This window comes from Myxococcus sp. AM011, from assembly GCF_013372595.1.
In the GTDB taxonomy this organism is placed as follows: domain Bacteria; phylum Myxococcota; class Myxococcia; order Myxococcales; family Myxococcaceae; genus Myxococcus; species Myxococcus eversor.
This window is the reverse complement of record NZ_JABXEM010000078.1, coordinates 1-15,993: the sequence shown is the minus strand read 5'-3', so window position 1 is coordinate 15,993 and position 15,993 is coordinate 1. Positions and strand designations below refer to the sequence as shown.

Below are 15,993 nucleotides of genomic sequence, written 5' to 3'. Positions count from 1 at the left end.
ATGGAGAATTCCATCCAGCATCCTCATTGAGTGTGGATCCTGGCCACCTTCGCGCAGAGACTCTCCGTTGACGAAATCGCGCATCGGCATTCCATTGAGGGATTCACATGGAGCCGGGGCGGGGCGGAATCAAGGAGCTGGCGAATGGTCGGCGACTCACGGGAAGGAAAGGGCCTGCCGGAGGACGTTCCGGGAGGCACGACGGAGCCTGAAGGCGGAGGCACCCCCGTGTTCGGTGGCGTGTCCGAGGCGGAGCTGGACGTCTTCGTCAGCAAGCTGCGCACGGACAAGAACCCACGGGTGCCGAAGGCGGCGTCGCGCGCTCGCGGCGACGTGCATGGAGAGCGGCTGCACAAGGGCGTGCGTCGCTCGCTCGTGTCGTCCGTGGTGGAAGAGGAGCCCGCACCGACGCCGGTCCCCACCGAGAAGCACGCATGGTTCATCGTGCTGGGCGCCAAGCCCGTGGGGCCCTTTGACGCGGAGGCCCTCAAGGCGCCCTGGGAGCGCGGTGAGCTGGGGCCCGACTCGCTGTGCTGGCGCGTGGGCTTCGAGGCGTGGCTGCCGGTGGGACAGGTTCCGGAGCTGATCCAATCGCTGTCGCCGCTCCCCCTGGCGTTGGAGCTCAGCGCCGCCGTGGATGAGGCGCTGTCGGCCGCCTTCGCCGAGGGGCCCCAACTGCCCGCGGCCATGACCGCGACCGCGGCGGAGTCCTCGGGCATCCCCTCGTGGGCCGTCGAGGCGTCACCTCGGACGGCGTCCAGTGCGCCCGCGGACGTCGTGGGAAAGCACGCGGTGCTCTCGGACGTCACCGGAGTCTCGGAGCAGGTGGAGGCCCGCACTCGCGTGGGTGGCTGGTGGTTCACGCTCGCCGGCGGTGTCGCGGGTGGCGTGACGGTCGCGCTCGTCATGGGTTTGTTCGGCCGCTGGGATGGCGCCTCGGCGCTGCTCGCCCGGATGAATGTCGCGGAGCTCTTCAAGCCCGCGCCGACGGAAGTGGTGGCCGCGCCCGTCGTGGCCGCCGTGAACACGCCTCCTGTCGAAGTCGTGGTCGCCGCGCCCGTGTCCGCCGAGGCCGTGGCGGCGACTTCCGCGCCGCTGGGTGGCGCCGTCGCTCCCGTGACGGTGACGGCGGCTCCACTCCTGCCGACGCCACCGGTGGTCGCCCAGGCCCGTCCTTCGCTCGCGGGTGTCGCCGCGGTGGGGAGGGGTGGAGCGGTACCGGTGCTGGCCGTGGCGGGCGGAGGGCTCGCGACGTCCGTGAGGGCGAGCGCGTCTTCGTCCAGCCAGGACCGGGACGTCGATGCCGCGCCGGGTGTCGGCGCAGTGGTGCCCCGCGTGCCGGAGGTCAAGCTCGCTTCCGGAGCGCGGCCCGTGGCGCCGCCGCCCGTGCCCGCCGTGGAGCCCGCTCGCGCCGTTCCCGCGCCGGCTGGCTCGGATGACGACCTGGGGCTCGACGAGGACTTCGCGCGGGAGCTGTCGGGGCCCGCTGCGGGCTCGCGTTCGCGGGACGAGGCGCCGTCCGTCTACATCCCGCCCGTGGCACCCATCCAGAATCCGCGCGTGTCGCTGGCGCAGTCGGATGTGTTCGAGGTGGTGCTCGCCAACAAGGGTGAGGTCACCGCGTGCGCCGATGTGAAGCCGCGTCCGGTGGACCTGGGGACTCGCGTGGTGGTGCGCTGGTCCATCCTCCCGAGCGGAGAGGTGTCCGAAGTCGTGACCGAGACGGGCTCGTTGCGCGGCACGCCGTTCGCGCGCTGCATCGAGGCCAAGGTCGGCGCCTGGGTCTTCCCCAAGCACCAGGAGCAGGGGGGGCCCGTGCGCTTCCCGTTCGTGTTCTGAGTCCACGTCAGGAGCGCTCATGCCTGCCTACGTCGTCGTCGAAGTCTCGGTGCATGACGTGCAGACCTACGAGCGCTACAAACAACTCGCGCCGCCCTCCATCGCCCACTACGGAGGGCGCTATCTGGTCCGGGGTGGGGCGACCGAAGCGCTGGAGGGCTCGTGGCAGCCGCCGCGCTTCGTCCTGCTGGAGTTCCCCTCCGTCGAGCAGGCTCGCGCGTGGTGGTCCTCTCCCGAGTACGCCGCCGCCAAGGCGCTGCGTCACGTGAGCGCTCACACGATGATGTTGTTGATGGACGGGGTGCCACAGGATGACCGGCGCCCGGTCGCCACGGTGGTCACCACCGTCGAGTCCGTGGCGCCCTGAGCTCACGCCCCGCGCACCGGGCTCACCCGCGTCGAGTCCGTGGCGCCTCGAGCGCCCGCCGGGCTCGCACCGAGGTGTCGCGCGAATCGGAGTAGCCTCGCCGCCACGCGCCGGGCTCCCGTGCTCGCATGCCGCGGGCGGTGGTGCCCGGCCGGAACGGGAGCGCCATGTCTTTCGCCGAGCCCCTCTCGCGTCGCGGGCGGTTCGCCTGCGTGCTGCTGTTGTGTCTCCTGACGGCCTGTGACGACGGGGACTCCCCGCCGACGGAGGAGGACGTCCTCGTGCGACTGGCCGCCATTCCGGGCCTCACGGTGCGCGAGGAGCCGGCGGGCACGGAGCTGCCGGGCCATCGCTTCTTCGTCATGGACTTCGAGCAGCCGGTGGACCATGCGCGGCCGGACGGCCAGCGCTTCCGCCAGCGACTGACGCTGCTGCACGTCTCGCACGCGAGTCCCATGGTGCTCTACTCGGGCGGCTACTTCGTCTCCACGGAGCCCTCGCGGCGAGAGCCCACCCAACTGCTCGACGCCAACCAGCTCTCCGTGGAGCACCGCTACTTCGGCCCGAGCCGTCCCGTGCCCACCGACTGGAGCCAGCTCACCATCCGGCAGTCCGCGGACGACTTCCACCGCATCGTCGAGGCCTTCAAGCCGCTGTACCCCACCCGCTGGCTCTCCACCGGTGCGAGCAAGGGCGGCGAGACGATGGTGTTCTTCCGCCGCTTCCATCCCCAGGACGTGGACGCGACGGTGGCCTACGTGGCGCCGCTCGCCCGCTTCGACGATGAGCGGTTCATCACCTTCCAGGAGGCCGTGGGCGAGGCGTCCTGCCGGGAGCGGCTGAAGGCCTTCCAGCGCGAGGCCCTGTCGCGGCGCGAGGCCCTGCTGCCCCTGATGGATGCGAGGGCCCTCCAGCGCGGCCTCACCTTCGAACACCTGGGCCGGGAGCGCGCCTTCGAGCACGCCGTCATCGAGCACTACTTCTACTTCTGGCAGTACGAGGGCCTCTCCCGCTGCGGCACCGTGCCCGCGCCTTCCGTCAGCGACGCCGCGCTCATGGATGAGCTGGACGGGCGCGTGGGGCTCGACTTCTTCTCCGACTCGGACGTGGAGGACTACGGCCCGTATCACTACCAGGCCGCGGTGGAGCTGGGCTTCCCCCGTCCCTTCGAGAGCCACCTGGCGGACCTGCTCCAGTACCCGGGCACCGACGTGCCGGCGCAATACGTCCCGAGCGGGGTGAGCACCGTCTTCCGTCCGGAGGCGATGCCGGACATCCAGCGCTGGGTCGCCACGGAAGGCGAGCGGCTGATGTTCATCTACGGCGGCCATGACCCGTGGACCGCGGCGGCGTTCGAGCTGGGCAATGCTCGCGAGGCCGTGAGCTACACGGTGGCGGGCGGCAATCACGGCGCGCGGATATCCCAGCTGCCGGAGGCCGAACGCAACGAGGCCCGGGAGCTCTTGCGCCAGTGGGTTGGCGTGAGTTCCCGGGCCTCGGGACTGCAATCACAGTCGTGGCGGCTGGAGCCGGAGGGCGAGGAGTTCGGTCCCCGCCCTCGGCACAGCCATCAGCGCTAGTTCACGCCGACGGCGGTCCAGCTCTCCTTGACCTTCGCCACCTCGGCGGAGTCCGCGCCGTACAGGTCCGTGGCCGCGGTGATGGTCGCGGCGCGGGCCTGGGCGAACGTGGTGTTCGGCGTCATGTAGTGGGCCAGGGCGCGGTAGTAGATCTTCAGGCCCTTGTCCATGCCGATGCCGTCCTTCACCTCGAGCTTGGACGTGCTGTTCGTTCCGCCGTTCGCCAGCAGGTAGAAGGCGTTGTTGGCGATGCCGCTGGAGCCGTGGACTTCCGTCTGCTTCGGGTAGTCCTTGTAGTTGTCGATGGAGTACCCGTCCTTCTTCGGGTCGTTCATGTAGCGGAGGCCGTCCTCGCTGTCGCCGTTCGTCGGCGTCCAGGCCGTCTCGCCCACCGTCCAGTTGAACTTCACGTCCGGGTTCTTCGTGGACGCGTACCACTCCACGCCCGCGCCCATGATGTCGCTGAACGCCTCGTTCAGACCACCGGACTCGTTGCGGTAGATGAGGCCGGCGGTGCGCTCCGTCAGGCCGTGGGTGATTTCGTGGCCGGCGATGTCCAGCGCGGTGAGCGGGCCGGACGTCTTGCCGTCGCCGTCGCCGTAGCTCATCTTCGTGCCGTCCCAGAACGCGTTGACGTAGTTGGTGCGCACGTGGACGAAGGAGTTGAGCGCCTCACCCGCGCCGTCGATGGAGTCGCGACCCAGGATGTCCTTGTAGAAGTCGTAGGTCATCTCGGCGCCGTAGTGCGCGTCCACGGCCGCCTTGGTGCGCGGACCGTCGGAGGCCTCGCCCCAGACGTTGTTGTCGTCGGTGAGCTGCGTCTTGCCCGACGCCGTCGTCTTGTTCATCGCGTCGTAGGTGTTCACGCCCTTGCCGCGCGTGCTGTCCTCGAGCGTGTACTTGCCGTCCGCGCCCTTCGTGGTCTCCAGCGCCACCTTGCCGCTGTACAGCGAGGTGTCGTCCACCGTCTTGTTCGTGGGCTCCTCGACGGGGGGCTTGGTCTCCGTCGGGGTGACGCTCACGCTCCAGCCGTTCAGGGTGCCCTTGTCCAGCCGGGCCTTGTCCTCGACGGTCAGCGTCCACTCGCCCTTGGCGCTCTCACCGGCGAACGCGCTCAGGTCGAACGAGCCCTTGATGTCGTCCGTGCTGCCGCCCTTGCGGTCGTGCACCACGGCGCTCGTGCCGGAGGGGCTGGTCAGCGTGACCTTCAGGTCGCCCTTGAACGTGTGGGCGATGTCCAGGTCCAGCTTCAGCTTGTCGATGGTCGCGTCCTTGTCGAAGGCGATCTTCGACGTGACGGTGCCCTGGTCGACGATCTCCGCCTTCGTGGTGGACGTCGCGGTGATGGGCTCCGGCGCCGCCGCGCCCTTGGGGGCCGCGCGGTTCGAGCCGTAGAACCCGCCAATCTCGTTGAAGGACTCGAAGATCTTCCCGGTGTTCGCATCCACCAGGTAGTTCATCTTCTGGGGGCGGTCCTGGCCTTCGATCGCCTGCATCTGCACGCGGTACGCGGAGTGGTACTGGCCGGCCTTGTCCTGGTAGATGACCCGCTCGGCGTTCGGCTGCTTGTCCGGCTTCAGGCCGAACTCCTTGCGCGCGATGTCGATGGCGGACTGCGTGTTCAGCTTGGGCAGCTCGCGGCCCAGGCCGGCCGGCACCGTGGACTGCTCGCCGGTGACGCCCGTCACCTGGCCGTCCTTGTTCAGGTGGGAGATGATCTGCTCACCGAAGACCTTCACGCCCTCGTGAACGCGGTCCAGGCGGACGTGCGTCATGCCGAGCGCATCGCGCTCGACGTTGGCGGGAACGAACGTGGTGGGCTGGGGCAGCAGCGTCTGCGCGCCCTTCAGGGGGTTGATGTGGTTCAGCGAGGCCTGCACGGCCTGCTGCGCCTCGGGGCTGGTCAGCGCGATGCGGCCAGGACCCGCGGGGGCCTGGGTCAGCGTCTTCTCCGCACGCGCCAGGTCCGTAGGACGCACCGAGGGGCCGAAGCCGTCCTTGGTGGTCAGCGGGGTGGCCGCCTTCGCCGTGTTCTTCGGCTGGGTCTCGGTGGTTGCGGGACGGACGCTGACAGGCTTGGTGTCGACTCGACGGATGGTCATTCGAAGCTCATTGACAGCGGGGGATGCGAGGATTGTCGCGCGGGCGTCACACGGAGTTTCCGATCTGCCTGCTGCGACGCGCCATCCCCGCTTTCTCCGCTAATTTTTGCCAGTGTTTCAGTGATTCCGGCCCTTTTGTGGGACTGGACGTGTGTTTCATTCCTCTGTGGGTGGAATTGGGGCGGGCCGAGGCGGGAGTCCAGGCCGACTCCCTGTCGCGGCGGACGAGAATTATCGGTGAATTATCCCGGCATTTTTCCACCCCTTCAGGGGAGAGGAATGACGGGTTTCCGGGGAGCTGGGGTGGATCAACCCCGGTAGGACGGGGTGTCGGCGCGCTCGTGCTCGGGGACCTGGATGACCTCGGTGTCGGCCAGGTAGTCGTGGATGCAGCGCCGGTCGTCCCGGAAGATGCAGAGCGCGTCGGCAAGGCCAAACACGCACAGCACCTGGTTCAGGAAGCTGGGGAGCAGGTTGCGCAAGAAGATGATGCGCGCGAGTGAAACATGGCTCCCGTCCATCCTCACCACGCGGATGTGGCGCCAGCGCTTGCCCAGGCTCTGTCCGTTCTGCCCGGAGAGGTAGAGCTGCACGAGGCACAGCACGAGGGAGCCGAGGAGTCCGAACAGCACGAAGCCGAACGAGGCGAACTCCTCGTCCGTCGGCTCGGCTGTGAGCGCGAACATGACGAGCCCCGCGACGAAGGGGACGAAGACGACGATGGAGTCCACCAGGTTGGCGAGGAAGCGGTCTTCCCGGGAGGCCTGGGGCGCGGGGGCTCGCACCGCGCAGGCGCCGCAGTAGCGCCGCCCGTCGCGCGCCCACTGCAGGCAGAGGTGGCACGCGAAGGTGCCGCAGCGCTGGCAGGCGGCGCTGGCCACGGTGTCGGGGTGCAGGGCACAGCGGGCGTCGAGCGACGCGCTCGTGGCGGGGTCCAACGAAGACATGGCGACTCCAGGCGGGGCTCAGGGGCCGCCGAAGAACGACACCTCTAGCACTCGGATGAAGAGGTTGCAGGCCGCGTGGAACAGCGCGGCGCCCACGACGGTGCCGGTGCGCTCGCGCATCCATCCGAACAGCAGGGCGGGGAAGAACACGGACAGCCGCCACGCCTGGAAGATGGCCAGGTGGCCCAGGGCGAAGAGCACCGCCGTCACCCAGAAGGCGGGCCCCAGCCGCGCGCCCAGGAACCTGCGGCCCTGGGGCCAGGCGTCACGCAGGCGCGTCTGGAGATAGCCCCGGTAGAAGAACTCCTCGGGCAGCGCCACGACGAAGAGCTGGTCCACCACCCACTCGCCGAAGCGCGGCGGCAGCCGGAGGCGGAAGTGGACCTCGCCTCCCAGTGGCGTGAGGTATCGCGTGAGCGTCTCCGGCAGGTGTGGCAGCAGCTCCGCGAAGCCGGCGAACGCCAGGAAGAAGAGCGGGCCCACCACGGCGGAGAGCACGAGGAACAGGCGCACGTCCTCGCGCCAGGCGCGCATGGACAGGCCGTAGTCGCGGTAGTCCTCGTCGCGCCAGCGCATGGGGATGAGCGGCAGGTAGAGGAAGCCCACCGTCGCCACGAGCTTGGGGACGCTGGTGCCGCCGAAGATGAGGAACGCGGCGATGATGCCCGCGAAGCCCAGGGCCCACAGGCCCATGGCTTCCTGCACGGCGTTGGGACGCCAGGGGGTCGCCACCGTTTGAGTCATGGTTCGTTCGCGGAGGCGAGGGTGAGCTTCACCTCGCCCAGGGGGAGCACCCTGCAGCCGCGCCGGGTGCGCTGCACCACCACCGCCACCACCCGCCCATCCGAGTCGAACAGGGGGCTGCCGGGGGGCAGGGCGAGGGGGACGTCATAGAAGGGGGCCGGCGCGCGCGTGGCCTGGGCGGCCTCCGGCTTCGCGGGACGGTTCCGGGCGCCGGGCACCACGCCCACCACCCAGCGCCCCTCCAGGCTGTCGCCTTCCTTGAGGAGCCGCACGGGCACCGCGGGGTAGGTGCCGTCCGGCGCGGCGACGACGGCGACCTTCAGCGCCACGTTGGCCACGAGCACGCGCGCGGGGAGGGCCTGCCCTTCGTGCTCCACGGTGGCGACGTTGAGGCCCACGTACTCCTGGCCCACGGACTCCATGGAGGTGAGCACCTGTCCGGCGGAGCCCACGAAGACGCCCGGGCCGGCGCTGCGGGGGCCATTGACCGTCACCACCGAGCGGCTGTGCTGCTCCATCACCCGCTGGAGGTCGGCGCGCGAGGGCTTGCCCGGGTCCGCGGAGGAGGCGGGCAGGGTGACGAGGCACAGTGCGAGGGCGAGCGGTGACAGGCGGGACATCGGCGCGCGCCGAACCCTATCACCGCCCGGCGCGCAGCGCGGCGAGGAAGCGTTCCGCCGGCAGGGTGTTCAGCACGTCCTGCTTTCGCGCCCAGCCGCGCCGGGCGGTGGCCACGGCATAGGACAGGTTGCCCAGGTCCTCCTGGCGATGCGCGTCGCAGCTCACCACCAGCTTCACGCCGAGCTGCGTGGCCTTCCGGACGTACTCGGCCTTGATGTCCAGCCGTGCGGGCTTGCCGTTGATCTCCACCGCCACCCCGCGCTTCGCGGCGTGCTCCAGGACGTCCTCCATCCGGAGCGGGTAGGGCTCGCGGCTCTGGAGGAGGCGGCCGGTGGGGTGTCCGAGGATGTGCAGGTGCGGGTTGTCCAGCGCGGTGAGCACCCGGCGCGTCATCTGCTCCTCGTCCATGCTGTGCCGCACGTGGATGGAGGCGATGACGACCTCCAACTGCTCCAGCACCTGGTCGTCATAGTCGAGCGCGCCGGACTCCAGGATGTCCACCTCGATGCCCTTGAGCAGCCGCATGCCGGGCACCGCCTCGTTGACGCGGTCGATCTCCTCCCACTGGCGCTTGAGCGCGTCCACCTTGAGCCCGCCCGCGTAGATGGCCGCTTCGCTGTGCTCGGTGATGGTGAGGTACTTCAGCCCCATCGCCTTCGCGGCGCGCGCCATCTCCTCCAGGGAGTTGCGTCCGTCGGACCAGGTGGTGTGCGCATGGACGGCGCCCTGGACGTCCTCCATGGTGACGAGGTCCGTGGGCAGCGTGCCGGCGCGGGCGGCCTCCACCTCGCCGTTGTCCTCGCGCAGCTCCGGCGGCACGAACTGCATGTCGAGCAGCGCGTAGAGCGCCGCCTCGTCCTTCACCGGGAGCTTGGTGCCGTCGTCGCGGTGCACGCCCCACTCGGAGATCTTCATGCCCCGCTCGTGGCCCAGGTTGCGCAGGCGGATGTGGTGGGCCTTGGAGCCGGTGAAGTGGTGGAGGGCGGTGGCGAAGTCCTCGTCCGGCAGCACGCGCAGGTCCACCTGGAGGTCTCCGGCCTCCATGCGCACGGAGCACTTGCTGTCGCCCTTGCCCAGCACGGTGGCCACGCCGGGGGAGGTGGCCAGCGCGTCCAGCACGGGCCCCGCGTCGGGGGCCGAGGCGATGATGTCCACGTCCGACACCGTCTCCGCGCGGCGACGCACGCTGCCCCCCAGGCTGGCGCGCACCACGCCGGGCGAGGCGCGCACGCGCTCCAGCAGGGCCTCGGCGAGGGGGAGCACGTCCCCCAGGAGCTTGCGCTCGCCGCGAGCGCGCCGGAACAGGGCGATGCCCTCCAGTATCTTCGCCTCGCTCTTCGCCCCGAAGCCCTTGAGCTCGCGCACGCGGCCCTCGCGGCAGGCGGCTTCCAGCTCCTCGACGGAGCCGATGCCCAGCTCCTTCCAGAGCGCGGCCACCTTGCGGGGGCCGATGTCCGGCAGCTTCATCAGCTCCAGCAGCCCCGGGGGGAACTTCGCGCGCAGGTCCTCGAAGTAGGTCATCCGTCCGGTGGTCACCAGCTCGGTGATCTTCTCGGCGAGCGCGGGGCCGATGCCCGGGAGGCTCTCCAGGCGTCCTTCCGAGACGATGGCGCCCAGGTCCTGGGTGAGGCCCAGGATGCGGTCGGCCCCCATGTCGTAGGCGCGGGAGCGGAAGCCATTCTCGCCCTGGAGCTGGAGCAGCAGGGAGATGTCCCGGAGGACCTGGGCAACGGTGGCTTTGTCGACGATGGGAGCGGTCACGGCTGGAGTCACGCGGAGGAAGGTAATGCCCGGGGAACGGGGATGCAGGCCGCTCCTCGTTGTGGGAAAAGGACGGCGATGACGAAGATCAAGCTCGGACCGGCGGACTTCGCCGAAAAGGAAATGCGCGGCTACGAGGTGGGCAAGCGCAACGTCTGCATCGCGAAGATTCACGGCCGATACAAGGGCCTTGATGATTGGTGCAACCACGCGGGCTGCCTGCTGTCCGGAGGTCGCATCGAGGACAACCTCGTCGTCTGCCCGTGTCATGAGGTCGGCTTCGACATGGACACGGGCCGCAACGAGACCTCCCCTGGGGTCTGTGACGACCAGCCGACAGTGACGGTCGAGGTGCAGGATGGCGCCCTCGTCGTCGACCTCCCCGACAATTCCTGAAGCGCCAGGCGCAACGGAGTCCTGACATGGCACACGACGGACACGACCATGACCCCCGTCATGGCGACGGCCACGGGCACGACCACGGCCACGAGCATGACCACGGCCAAGGCGAAGTGCGCACTCATGCACACAAGCACGAGCACGGGCACAGCCATCCTCATGAGCACGAGGACGGGCATACCCACGCGCACGCGCACACCCATGCGCACGAGCACCCCCACACGCACGAGCACGGCCACACGCACGAGCACGGGGGCCATGACCACGGCCACGAGCACGGAGGCCACTCGCACGGCCACACGCACGCGCACGGGGGCCATGACCATGCCCACGGGCCTGGCCCATCACCCTCGCATTCTCACGGCCACTCACATGGGGCCACCGAGGGGAACGTTCCTCAGGAGCACAAGTCGCGCGCGCCCGTTCACGTCAGTGCCTTCGTCGTGACGTGCTCGGACAGTCGTGACGCCACGCGTGATGCGAGCGGCAAGGTCCTCCGCGAGGGACTGGAGGCCGCGGGCCACGGCATCGCCGGCTACCTCGTCGTGAAGGACGACCCGGAGGCCATCCGCGCCGCGGTGGCGGAGGCCCGGGCCGCGGGCGCTCGAGCCATCCTCTTCACGGGAGGCACCGGCATCGGCCGGCGCGATACCACCGTGGAGACGCTGCGAGCTTTGTTTGAGAAGGAACTGCCCGGCTTCGGAGAGCTGTTCCGCATGCTGTCATTCCGCCAGATTGGCAGCCCCGCGATGATGTCCCGGGCGACCGCAGGCACGTATCAAGGAATGATAATTTTCGCGCTCCCGGGTTCCCCGCAGGCCGTGCGACTGGCGCTGGACGCGCTCATCCTCCCGGAACTCGGGCACGCGGTGCGGGAACTCACTCGATAATCAACATCCGGGAATTCAGCCGTTTGGCCGTTGATACGGCTTTTCTGTATTGGGGCTGGTTTGAGGATTGACCCGCAGGCAACGTTTACGCAGAGTAGTCAACATTCGCTGCTCTGTCGCGAATAGGTTTGCAGGTCGTCCCCCACAAAGCAGACCTCCCGAAAGAGGAGGAGCCCCATGCACATGAAGCGATTGGCTTCGTTGGTGTTGATGCTCGGTTGTGTCTCGGCGTTCGCGAAGGCGTCGGAGCGAGAGGTGTGGATCACCCTCGGCGCTGACGCCCTGTCGGAGGTGAACGCCGCGTTCATCGTCGCGGGCGCGAAGGTTCCCTCCCTTGCGGGGCAGAAGGGTGACGTCGTCGCCCTCAAGCTGCCCGAGTCGGAAATCGACCGGGTCTCCCGGGTGATGCACGACAAGCTCAACCGCTGCGGCGGCTTCGTCTACCACGACACGGAGGCGGAGGCCCTGGCGGCGGTCGCCGGTGGCGGACAGACGCAGTTCAGCCCGCTGGCGGTGACGTACACGCTGGACAACGGCCCGGTCGTCAACACGCTCCTGGCGAGCATGGCCGAGCCGAACATCCTGGCGAACATCACCCACCTGTCCAGCTACACCACGCGCTACTACACGTCGACCACGGGCGTGCAGGCGGCCAACTGGCTGAAGACGTTGTGGGAAGGTTACGCGGGTCCGCGCGCGCAGGCGGGCGGTGACGTCACCGTCCAGTTGTTCACCCACGCGGCGTGGGCGCAGCCGTCCGTCATCATGACCATCACCGGCACGGTGACGCCGTCGGAGATCGTCGTCCTGGGCGGCCATCTGGACTCCACCAGCTCCTCCAGCGCGGCCCCTGGCGCCGACGACGACGCGTCCGGCATCGCCACCATCTCCGAGGTCATCCGCGTGGCCATGGCCAACGGCTACCAGCCGGCGAAGACGGTGAAGTTCATGGCGTACGCCGCCGAGGAAGTGGGCCTGCGTGGCTCCAAGGAGATCGCCGACTCGCACAAGAACCAGGGCGCCAACGTCATCGGCGCGCTGCAGCTCGACATGACGAACTTCAAGGGCTCCACCATCGACGTCGCGCTGATGACGGACTTCACGAACGCGGCGCAGAACACGTTCATCACCAGCCTCATCTCCACCTACGTGCCGGGCATCCAGGCGGCGAACTCCACGTGCGGCTACGCGTGCTCGGACCACGCCTCGTGGACGAACGCGGGCTTCGCGGCGTCGATTCCCTTCGAGGCGCTGATGGGGCAGCACAACAACCTCATCCACACCTCGGGTGACACGCTGGTGAAGAGCGGCAACAACGCGAACCACGCGCTGAAGTTCGCGAAGGTCGCGGGTGCGTACATGGCGGAGCTGGCCAAGGGCACCGCGTCGGTCTCCGACAGCATTCCCCCCACCGTGGCCGTCACGGCTCCCACCGCCGGTGCCAGCGTCTCCGGCTCCGTCACGCTCTCCGCCAACGCCACGGACAACGTCGGTATCGGCCGGGTGGAGTTCCTGGTGGACGGCAACCTCGTGGGCACCGCCACCACGTCGCCGTACTCGGCCACGTGGAACTCCGCCGCGGTCGCCAACGGCAGCCACGCGGTGACGGCGAGGGCGTACGACCTCATCGGCAACACCACCACCAGCGCCGCCGTCACCGTCACCAGCGCCAACGCCTCCAGCAACGCCATCTACGACACGGTGCTGCGTGTTCCGCGCTGCTCCAACGTGGGCAACGTGTGTGACTCCACCACGCTGCTCAACGGCCGCGCCGGCCTGGGGCCCGAGGCCAACGCCCCCAACACCATCAACAACTCCTGCGCGGACGGCGTCTCCGGCGCGTACCACTCCGACGAGTCGAACGACCGCATCCGCGTGTCCACCGTCAGTGGCAACCCCTTCGCCCCCGGCGAGACGGTTCGTATCGAGGCCACCGCGTGGGTCTTCTCCATCCGTCCGGACAAGCTGGACCTGTACTACACCGCGACCGCCAACAGCCCGGTGTGGACGAAGATCGCCACCATCTCTCCCGTGGCGACGGGGCAGCAGACGCTGACGGCCACGTACACGCTGCCCGCGGGCACGCTGCAGGCCGTGCGCGCTCGCTTCCGTTACAACGGCAGCGCGGCCCCCTGCGGCACCTCGTCGTACGACGACCACGACGACATCGTGTTCGCCGTCAGCCCGTAGTTCCGTAGGATGCCCCCATGCCCCCTTGCCCGTATGGAAGGGGGCGTGGACTCCCGGGACGACGAATCCGGGAAGCGTGGGCGGCGGGCCGCCGTTCCAGGAACATTTGGGAGCCCCGACGTGACACGCCGCGCGAAGTCGAACCCCGGTCTGAGCCCCCGGGCGGCCGAGCACCTGCGCCCCCGGCTCGACGCCTTCCTTGCCTCCACGGATGCCCGGGCCCGCATCGGGTTCGACCCGGTGGAGTTCCCCCACCGTTACACGGACGCTCGCGATATCGAGGTGAGCGCGCTGCTCGCCTGTGCGCTGGCCTATGGGCGCGCGGACCTGTTCCGCCCCAAGGTGGACTCGCTGCTCCAGCGCATGGGCCCATCGCCCGCCGCCTTCGTCCGCGCGCTCGACATCCCTGGTGCGAAGGCGCTGCTGGACGGGTTCGTCTATCGCTTCAACGTGGGGACTGATGTCGCCGTGTTGCTGTTGGGCATGGGGCGCGCCCTGCGGGAGCACGGAGATCTGGAGTCCCTCTTCGTCCAGGGGCTCGCCGCCGAGGGCAGCCTGCACGGCGCGCTGGGGGCCTTCACCACCGCGCTGCGGCGTGTGCCCCTGGAGCCCCTGCGCGCCGCGATGGGACCCGAGCGGGGATTGCACCACCTGTTGCCCTCTCCGCTGGGGCCGGGCGCGGCCAAGCGCTTGAATCTCTTCCTGCGGTGGATGGTGCGGGGCCCGGACGCGGTCGACTTCGGCATCTGGAAGCGGGTGTCGCCCTCGGTCCTGATGATTCCGTTGGACACGCACATCGGCCGCATCGCCGGCCACCTGGGTCTTACGCGCCGGAAGGATTTGACGTGGCGGACCGCGGAAGAGGTGACGGCTTCGTTGCGGGCCTTGGACGCGGAGGACCCGGTCCGCTACGACTTCGCGCTCTGCCACTATGGGATGAGTGGCGCGTGTCCCGCGCAGCCGGTGCCGGAGAACTGCGAGCGCTGTCCGTTGCTGGCGGCCTGCCTCGTGGGGCCGCGTGTGGTGGCGACGGCGACCCGTCGGGTCTCCAGTGCCTCGCGAGCGCGAGGTTCCTCGGTGTCGGGTGGGGAACGGCGTTGACCCTGGGGCGCCGGAGCGCTGCAATCCGGCGGGATGTCTCCGCGTCTTCTCCAGGGTGACATCAAGGCCTCCCCGGGCCGAGGAGTGTGAAGCGGTGCTCGCGACACTGGTGGCGGTGCCCCCGGCGGTGGCGGCTGCGGTGGAGCGCGGCGTGCGCGCGTCGGGCGCGGGACAGTCCTGCCACGTGTTGTGCGTGACGGGAGCCGACGTGATTGCCACGCCGGTCGATGAAGGGCTGCTGGTGACGTTTGACTCCGGTGGCCCGCTGGAGGACGTGCTCGCGGGCGTGCGTCGACTCCACGCGCTCCGGGTCTCCTCGCGCACGCACCTGGTGGTGCTGACGACTCGCGAGGACGTGGAGACCGAGGCGTTGGCGGAGGCTGGCGCCGACGAGTGTGCCGCGTCTCCCGACCGGGGCTGGGGCGCGCGACTGGTGATGCTGCGTCGGCGCCTGGAGACGGAGACGGGCGAGCGGGACCTCCAGGCGCTGCGCCGCACCTGTGAGTTCCTCCGCAGCGCGCTGGACGCGGTGCCGGAGCCGCTCTTCGTGAAGGACCGGCGGCACCGCTGGGTGGCGCTCAACAGCGCCTTCTGCCGCTTCATGGGTCACCCCGCGGAGGCCTTGCTGGGCCGCTCCGACCACGAGTTCGTCCCCGCTCACGAGGCGGACGGCTACTGGCGCGGCGACGAGCAGGTGTTCCACTCCGGTGTCTCCGAAGAGAGCGAGGAGACGCACACGGACCGCACGGGGCTGTCCCGGGTGCTGGTGACGAAGAAGGCCACGTTCAATGGCGCCGGGGAGACGTTCCTGGTGGCCATCATCCGTGACGTCACCGACCGCAAGCGCCTGGAGTCGCAACTGCTGCTCGCGGAGCGGATGGCGTCGGTGGGCACGCTGGCGGCGGGCGTGGCGCACGAAATCAACAACCCCCTGGCCTATGTCAGCTCCAACCTCACGTACGTGAAGGACTTGCTGGCGCAGCCGACGCTGTCCGCGGAGCACTTGCCGGAGCTGCGCGAGGTGGTGGCGGATGCGATTGATGGCGCGGGACGCGTCAATGCCATCGTCCGGGACTTGCGCACCTTCGCTCGCGGGGACGAGGAGCGCCACGGCCCGGTGGATGTGCTGCGCGCGGTGGAGGGCGCGCTGCGGTTGGTGCGCAACGAGCTGACGCATCGGGCCCGAGTGGTGTGCACCCTGGAGCAGGTGCCGCCCATTCATGGCAACGAGGTGCGGCTGGGGCAGGTGGTGCTGAACCTGCTGGTGAATGCGCTCCAGGCGCTGCCCGCGCGCCCCGCCGAGGAGAACCGCGTGCGCGTCAGCCTGCGCACCGGGCGCGCGGGACAGGTGGAGCTGGAGGTCGCCGACAACGGGCTGGGCATGGCGCCGGAGGTGCAACGCCGCATCTTCGACCCGTTCTTCACCACGCGCTCCGTGGGGGAGGGGACGGG

At 69.5% G+C, this 15,993-nt stretch carries 13 protein-coding genes; 8 read left to right on the top strand and 5 right to left on the bottom strand.

Features of this window, described 5'->3' with window-relative positions; translation table 11 throughout:
- The first annotated feature begins 144 nt into the window (after positions 1 to 144).
- From HUW62_RS18130 to HUW62_RS18120, 3 genes are all read left to right on the top strand, one after another.
- Positions 145 to 1,839, top strand: coding sequence for an AgmX/PglI C-terminal domain-containing protein (locus tag HUW62_RS18130; RefSeq protein WP_176435128.1), 1,695 nt, complete (start codon positions 145 to 147; stop codon positions 1,837 to 1,839).
- 19 nt (positions 1,840 to 1,858) lie between these two features.
- On the top strand, positions 1,859 to 2,206 hold the full coding sequence (locus HUW62_RS18125) for a DUF1330 domain-containing protein (RefSeq protein ID WP_163865842.1): 348 nt from the start codon (positions 1,859 to 1,861) through the stop codon (positions 2,204 to 2,206).
- 167 nt (positions 2,207 to 2,373) lie between these two features.
- Positions 2,374 to 3,786, top strand: coding sequence for a S28 family serine protease (locus tag HUW62_RS18120; protein WP_163865841.1), 1,413 nt, complete (start codon positions 2,374 to 2,376; stop codon positions 3,784 to 3,786).
- Here the strand turns inward: HUW62_RS18120 and HUW62_RS18115 are convergent.
- The 5 genes from HUW62_RS18115 to polX all read right to left on the bottom strand — a co-directional run bounded on the left by HUW62_RS18115 (position 3,783) and on the right by polX (position 9,961).
- The gene (locus HUW62_RS18115; protein WP_163865840.1) at positions 3,783 to 5,888 is read right to left on the bottom strand and encodes a M4 family metallopeptidase; all 2,106 of its coding nucleotides are present in this window, start codon (positions 5,886 to 5,888) and stop codon (positions 3,783 to 3,785) included. The two genes, HUW62_RS18120 and HUW62_RS18115, sit on opposite strands and share 4 nt — an antisense overlap.
- A gap of 308 nt (positions 5,889 to 6,196) precedes the next feature.
- Positions 6,197 to 6,835 carry an RDD family protein gene (locus tag HUW62_RS18110; RefSeq protein WP_205522651.1) on the bottom strand — a complete coding sequence of 213 codons (639 nt, stop codon included), beginning with the start codon at positions 6,833 to 6,835 and terminating at the stop codon, positions 6,197 to 6,199.
- Positions 6,836 to 6,853: 18 nt separating this feature from the next.
- On the bottom strand, positions 6,854 to 7,579 hold the full coding sequence (gene mrtX, locus HUW62_RS18105) for a myxosortase MrtX (protein ID WP_163865839.1): 726 nt from the start codon (positions 7,577 to 7,579) through the stop codon (positions 6,854 to 6,856).
- A complete protein-coding gene (locus HUW62_RS18100) occupies positions 7,576 to 8,199 on the bottom strand; it encodes a trypsin-like peptidase domain-containing protein (protein WP_163865838.1) in 624 nt (207 codons plus the stop codon). The genes mrtX and HUW62_RS18100 overlap by 4 nt, the downstream gene beginning before the upstream one ends.
- 19 nt (positions 8,200 to 8,218) lie before the next feature.
- Positions 8,219 to 9,961, bottom strand: coding sequence for a DNA polymerase/3'-5' exonuclease PolX (polX, locus tag HUW62_RS18095; protein ID WP_163865837.1), 1,743 nt, complete (start codon positions 9,959 to 9,961; stop codon positions 8,219 to 8,221).
- A gap of 78 nt (positions 9,962 to 10,039) precedes the next feature.
- Between polX and HUW62_RS18090 the strand changes: the two genes are divergently transcribed.
- The 5 genes from HUW62_RS18090 to HUW62_RS18070 form a co-directional block, all read left to right on the top strand.
- The gene (locus HUW62_RS18090; RefSeq protein WP_163865836.1) at positions 10,040 to 10,357 is read left to right on the top strand and encodes a Rieske 2Fe-2S domain-containing protein; all 318 of its coding nucleotides are present in this window, start codon (positions 10,040 to 10,042) and stop codon (positions 10,355 to 10,357) included.
- Between the two features lie 446 nt (positions 10,358 to 10,803).
- Positions 10,804 to 11,250 (top strand): molybdenum cofactor biosynthesis protein B, encoded by a 447-nt coding sequence (locus tag HUW62_RS18085; RefSeq protein WP_163865835.1) that lies wholly within the window; start codon positions 10,804 to 10,806, stop codon positions 11,248 to 11,250.
- Positions 11,251 to 11,427: 177 nt separating this feature from the next.
- Positions 11,428 to 13,440 carry a M20/M25/M40 family metallo-hydrolase gene (locus tag HUW62_RS18080; RefSeq protein ID WP_176435127.1) on the top strand — a complete coding sequence of 671 codons (2,013 nt, stop codon included), beginning with the start codon at positions 11,428 to 11,430 and terminating at the stop codon, positions 13,438 to 13,440.
- 120 nt (positions 13,441 to 13,560) lie between these two features.
- Positions 13,561 to 14,541, top strand: coding sequence for a TIGR02757 family protein (locus tag HUW62_RS18075; protein WP_240356372.1), 981 nt, complete (start codon positions 13,561 to 13,563; stop codon positions 14,539 to 14,541).
- A gap of 94 nt (positions 14,542 to 14,635) precedes the next feature.
- Positions 14,636 to 15,993, top strand: a 1,358-nt coding sequence (locus HUW62_RS18070; protein WP_176435126.1) for a PAS domain-containing protein, incomplete at its 3' end; no start/stop codon positions are given.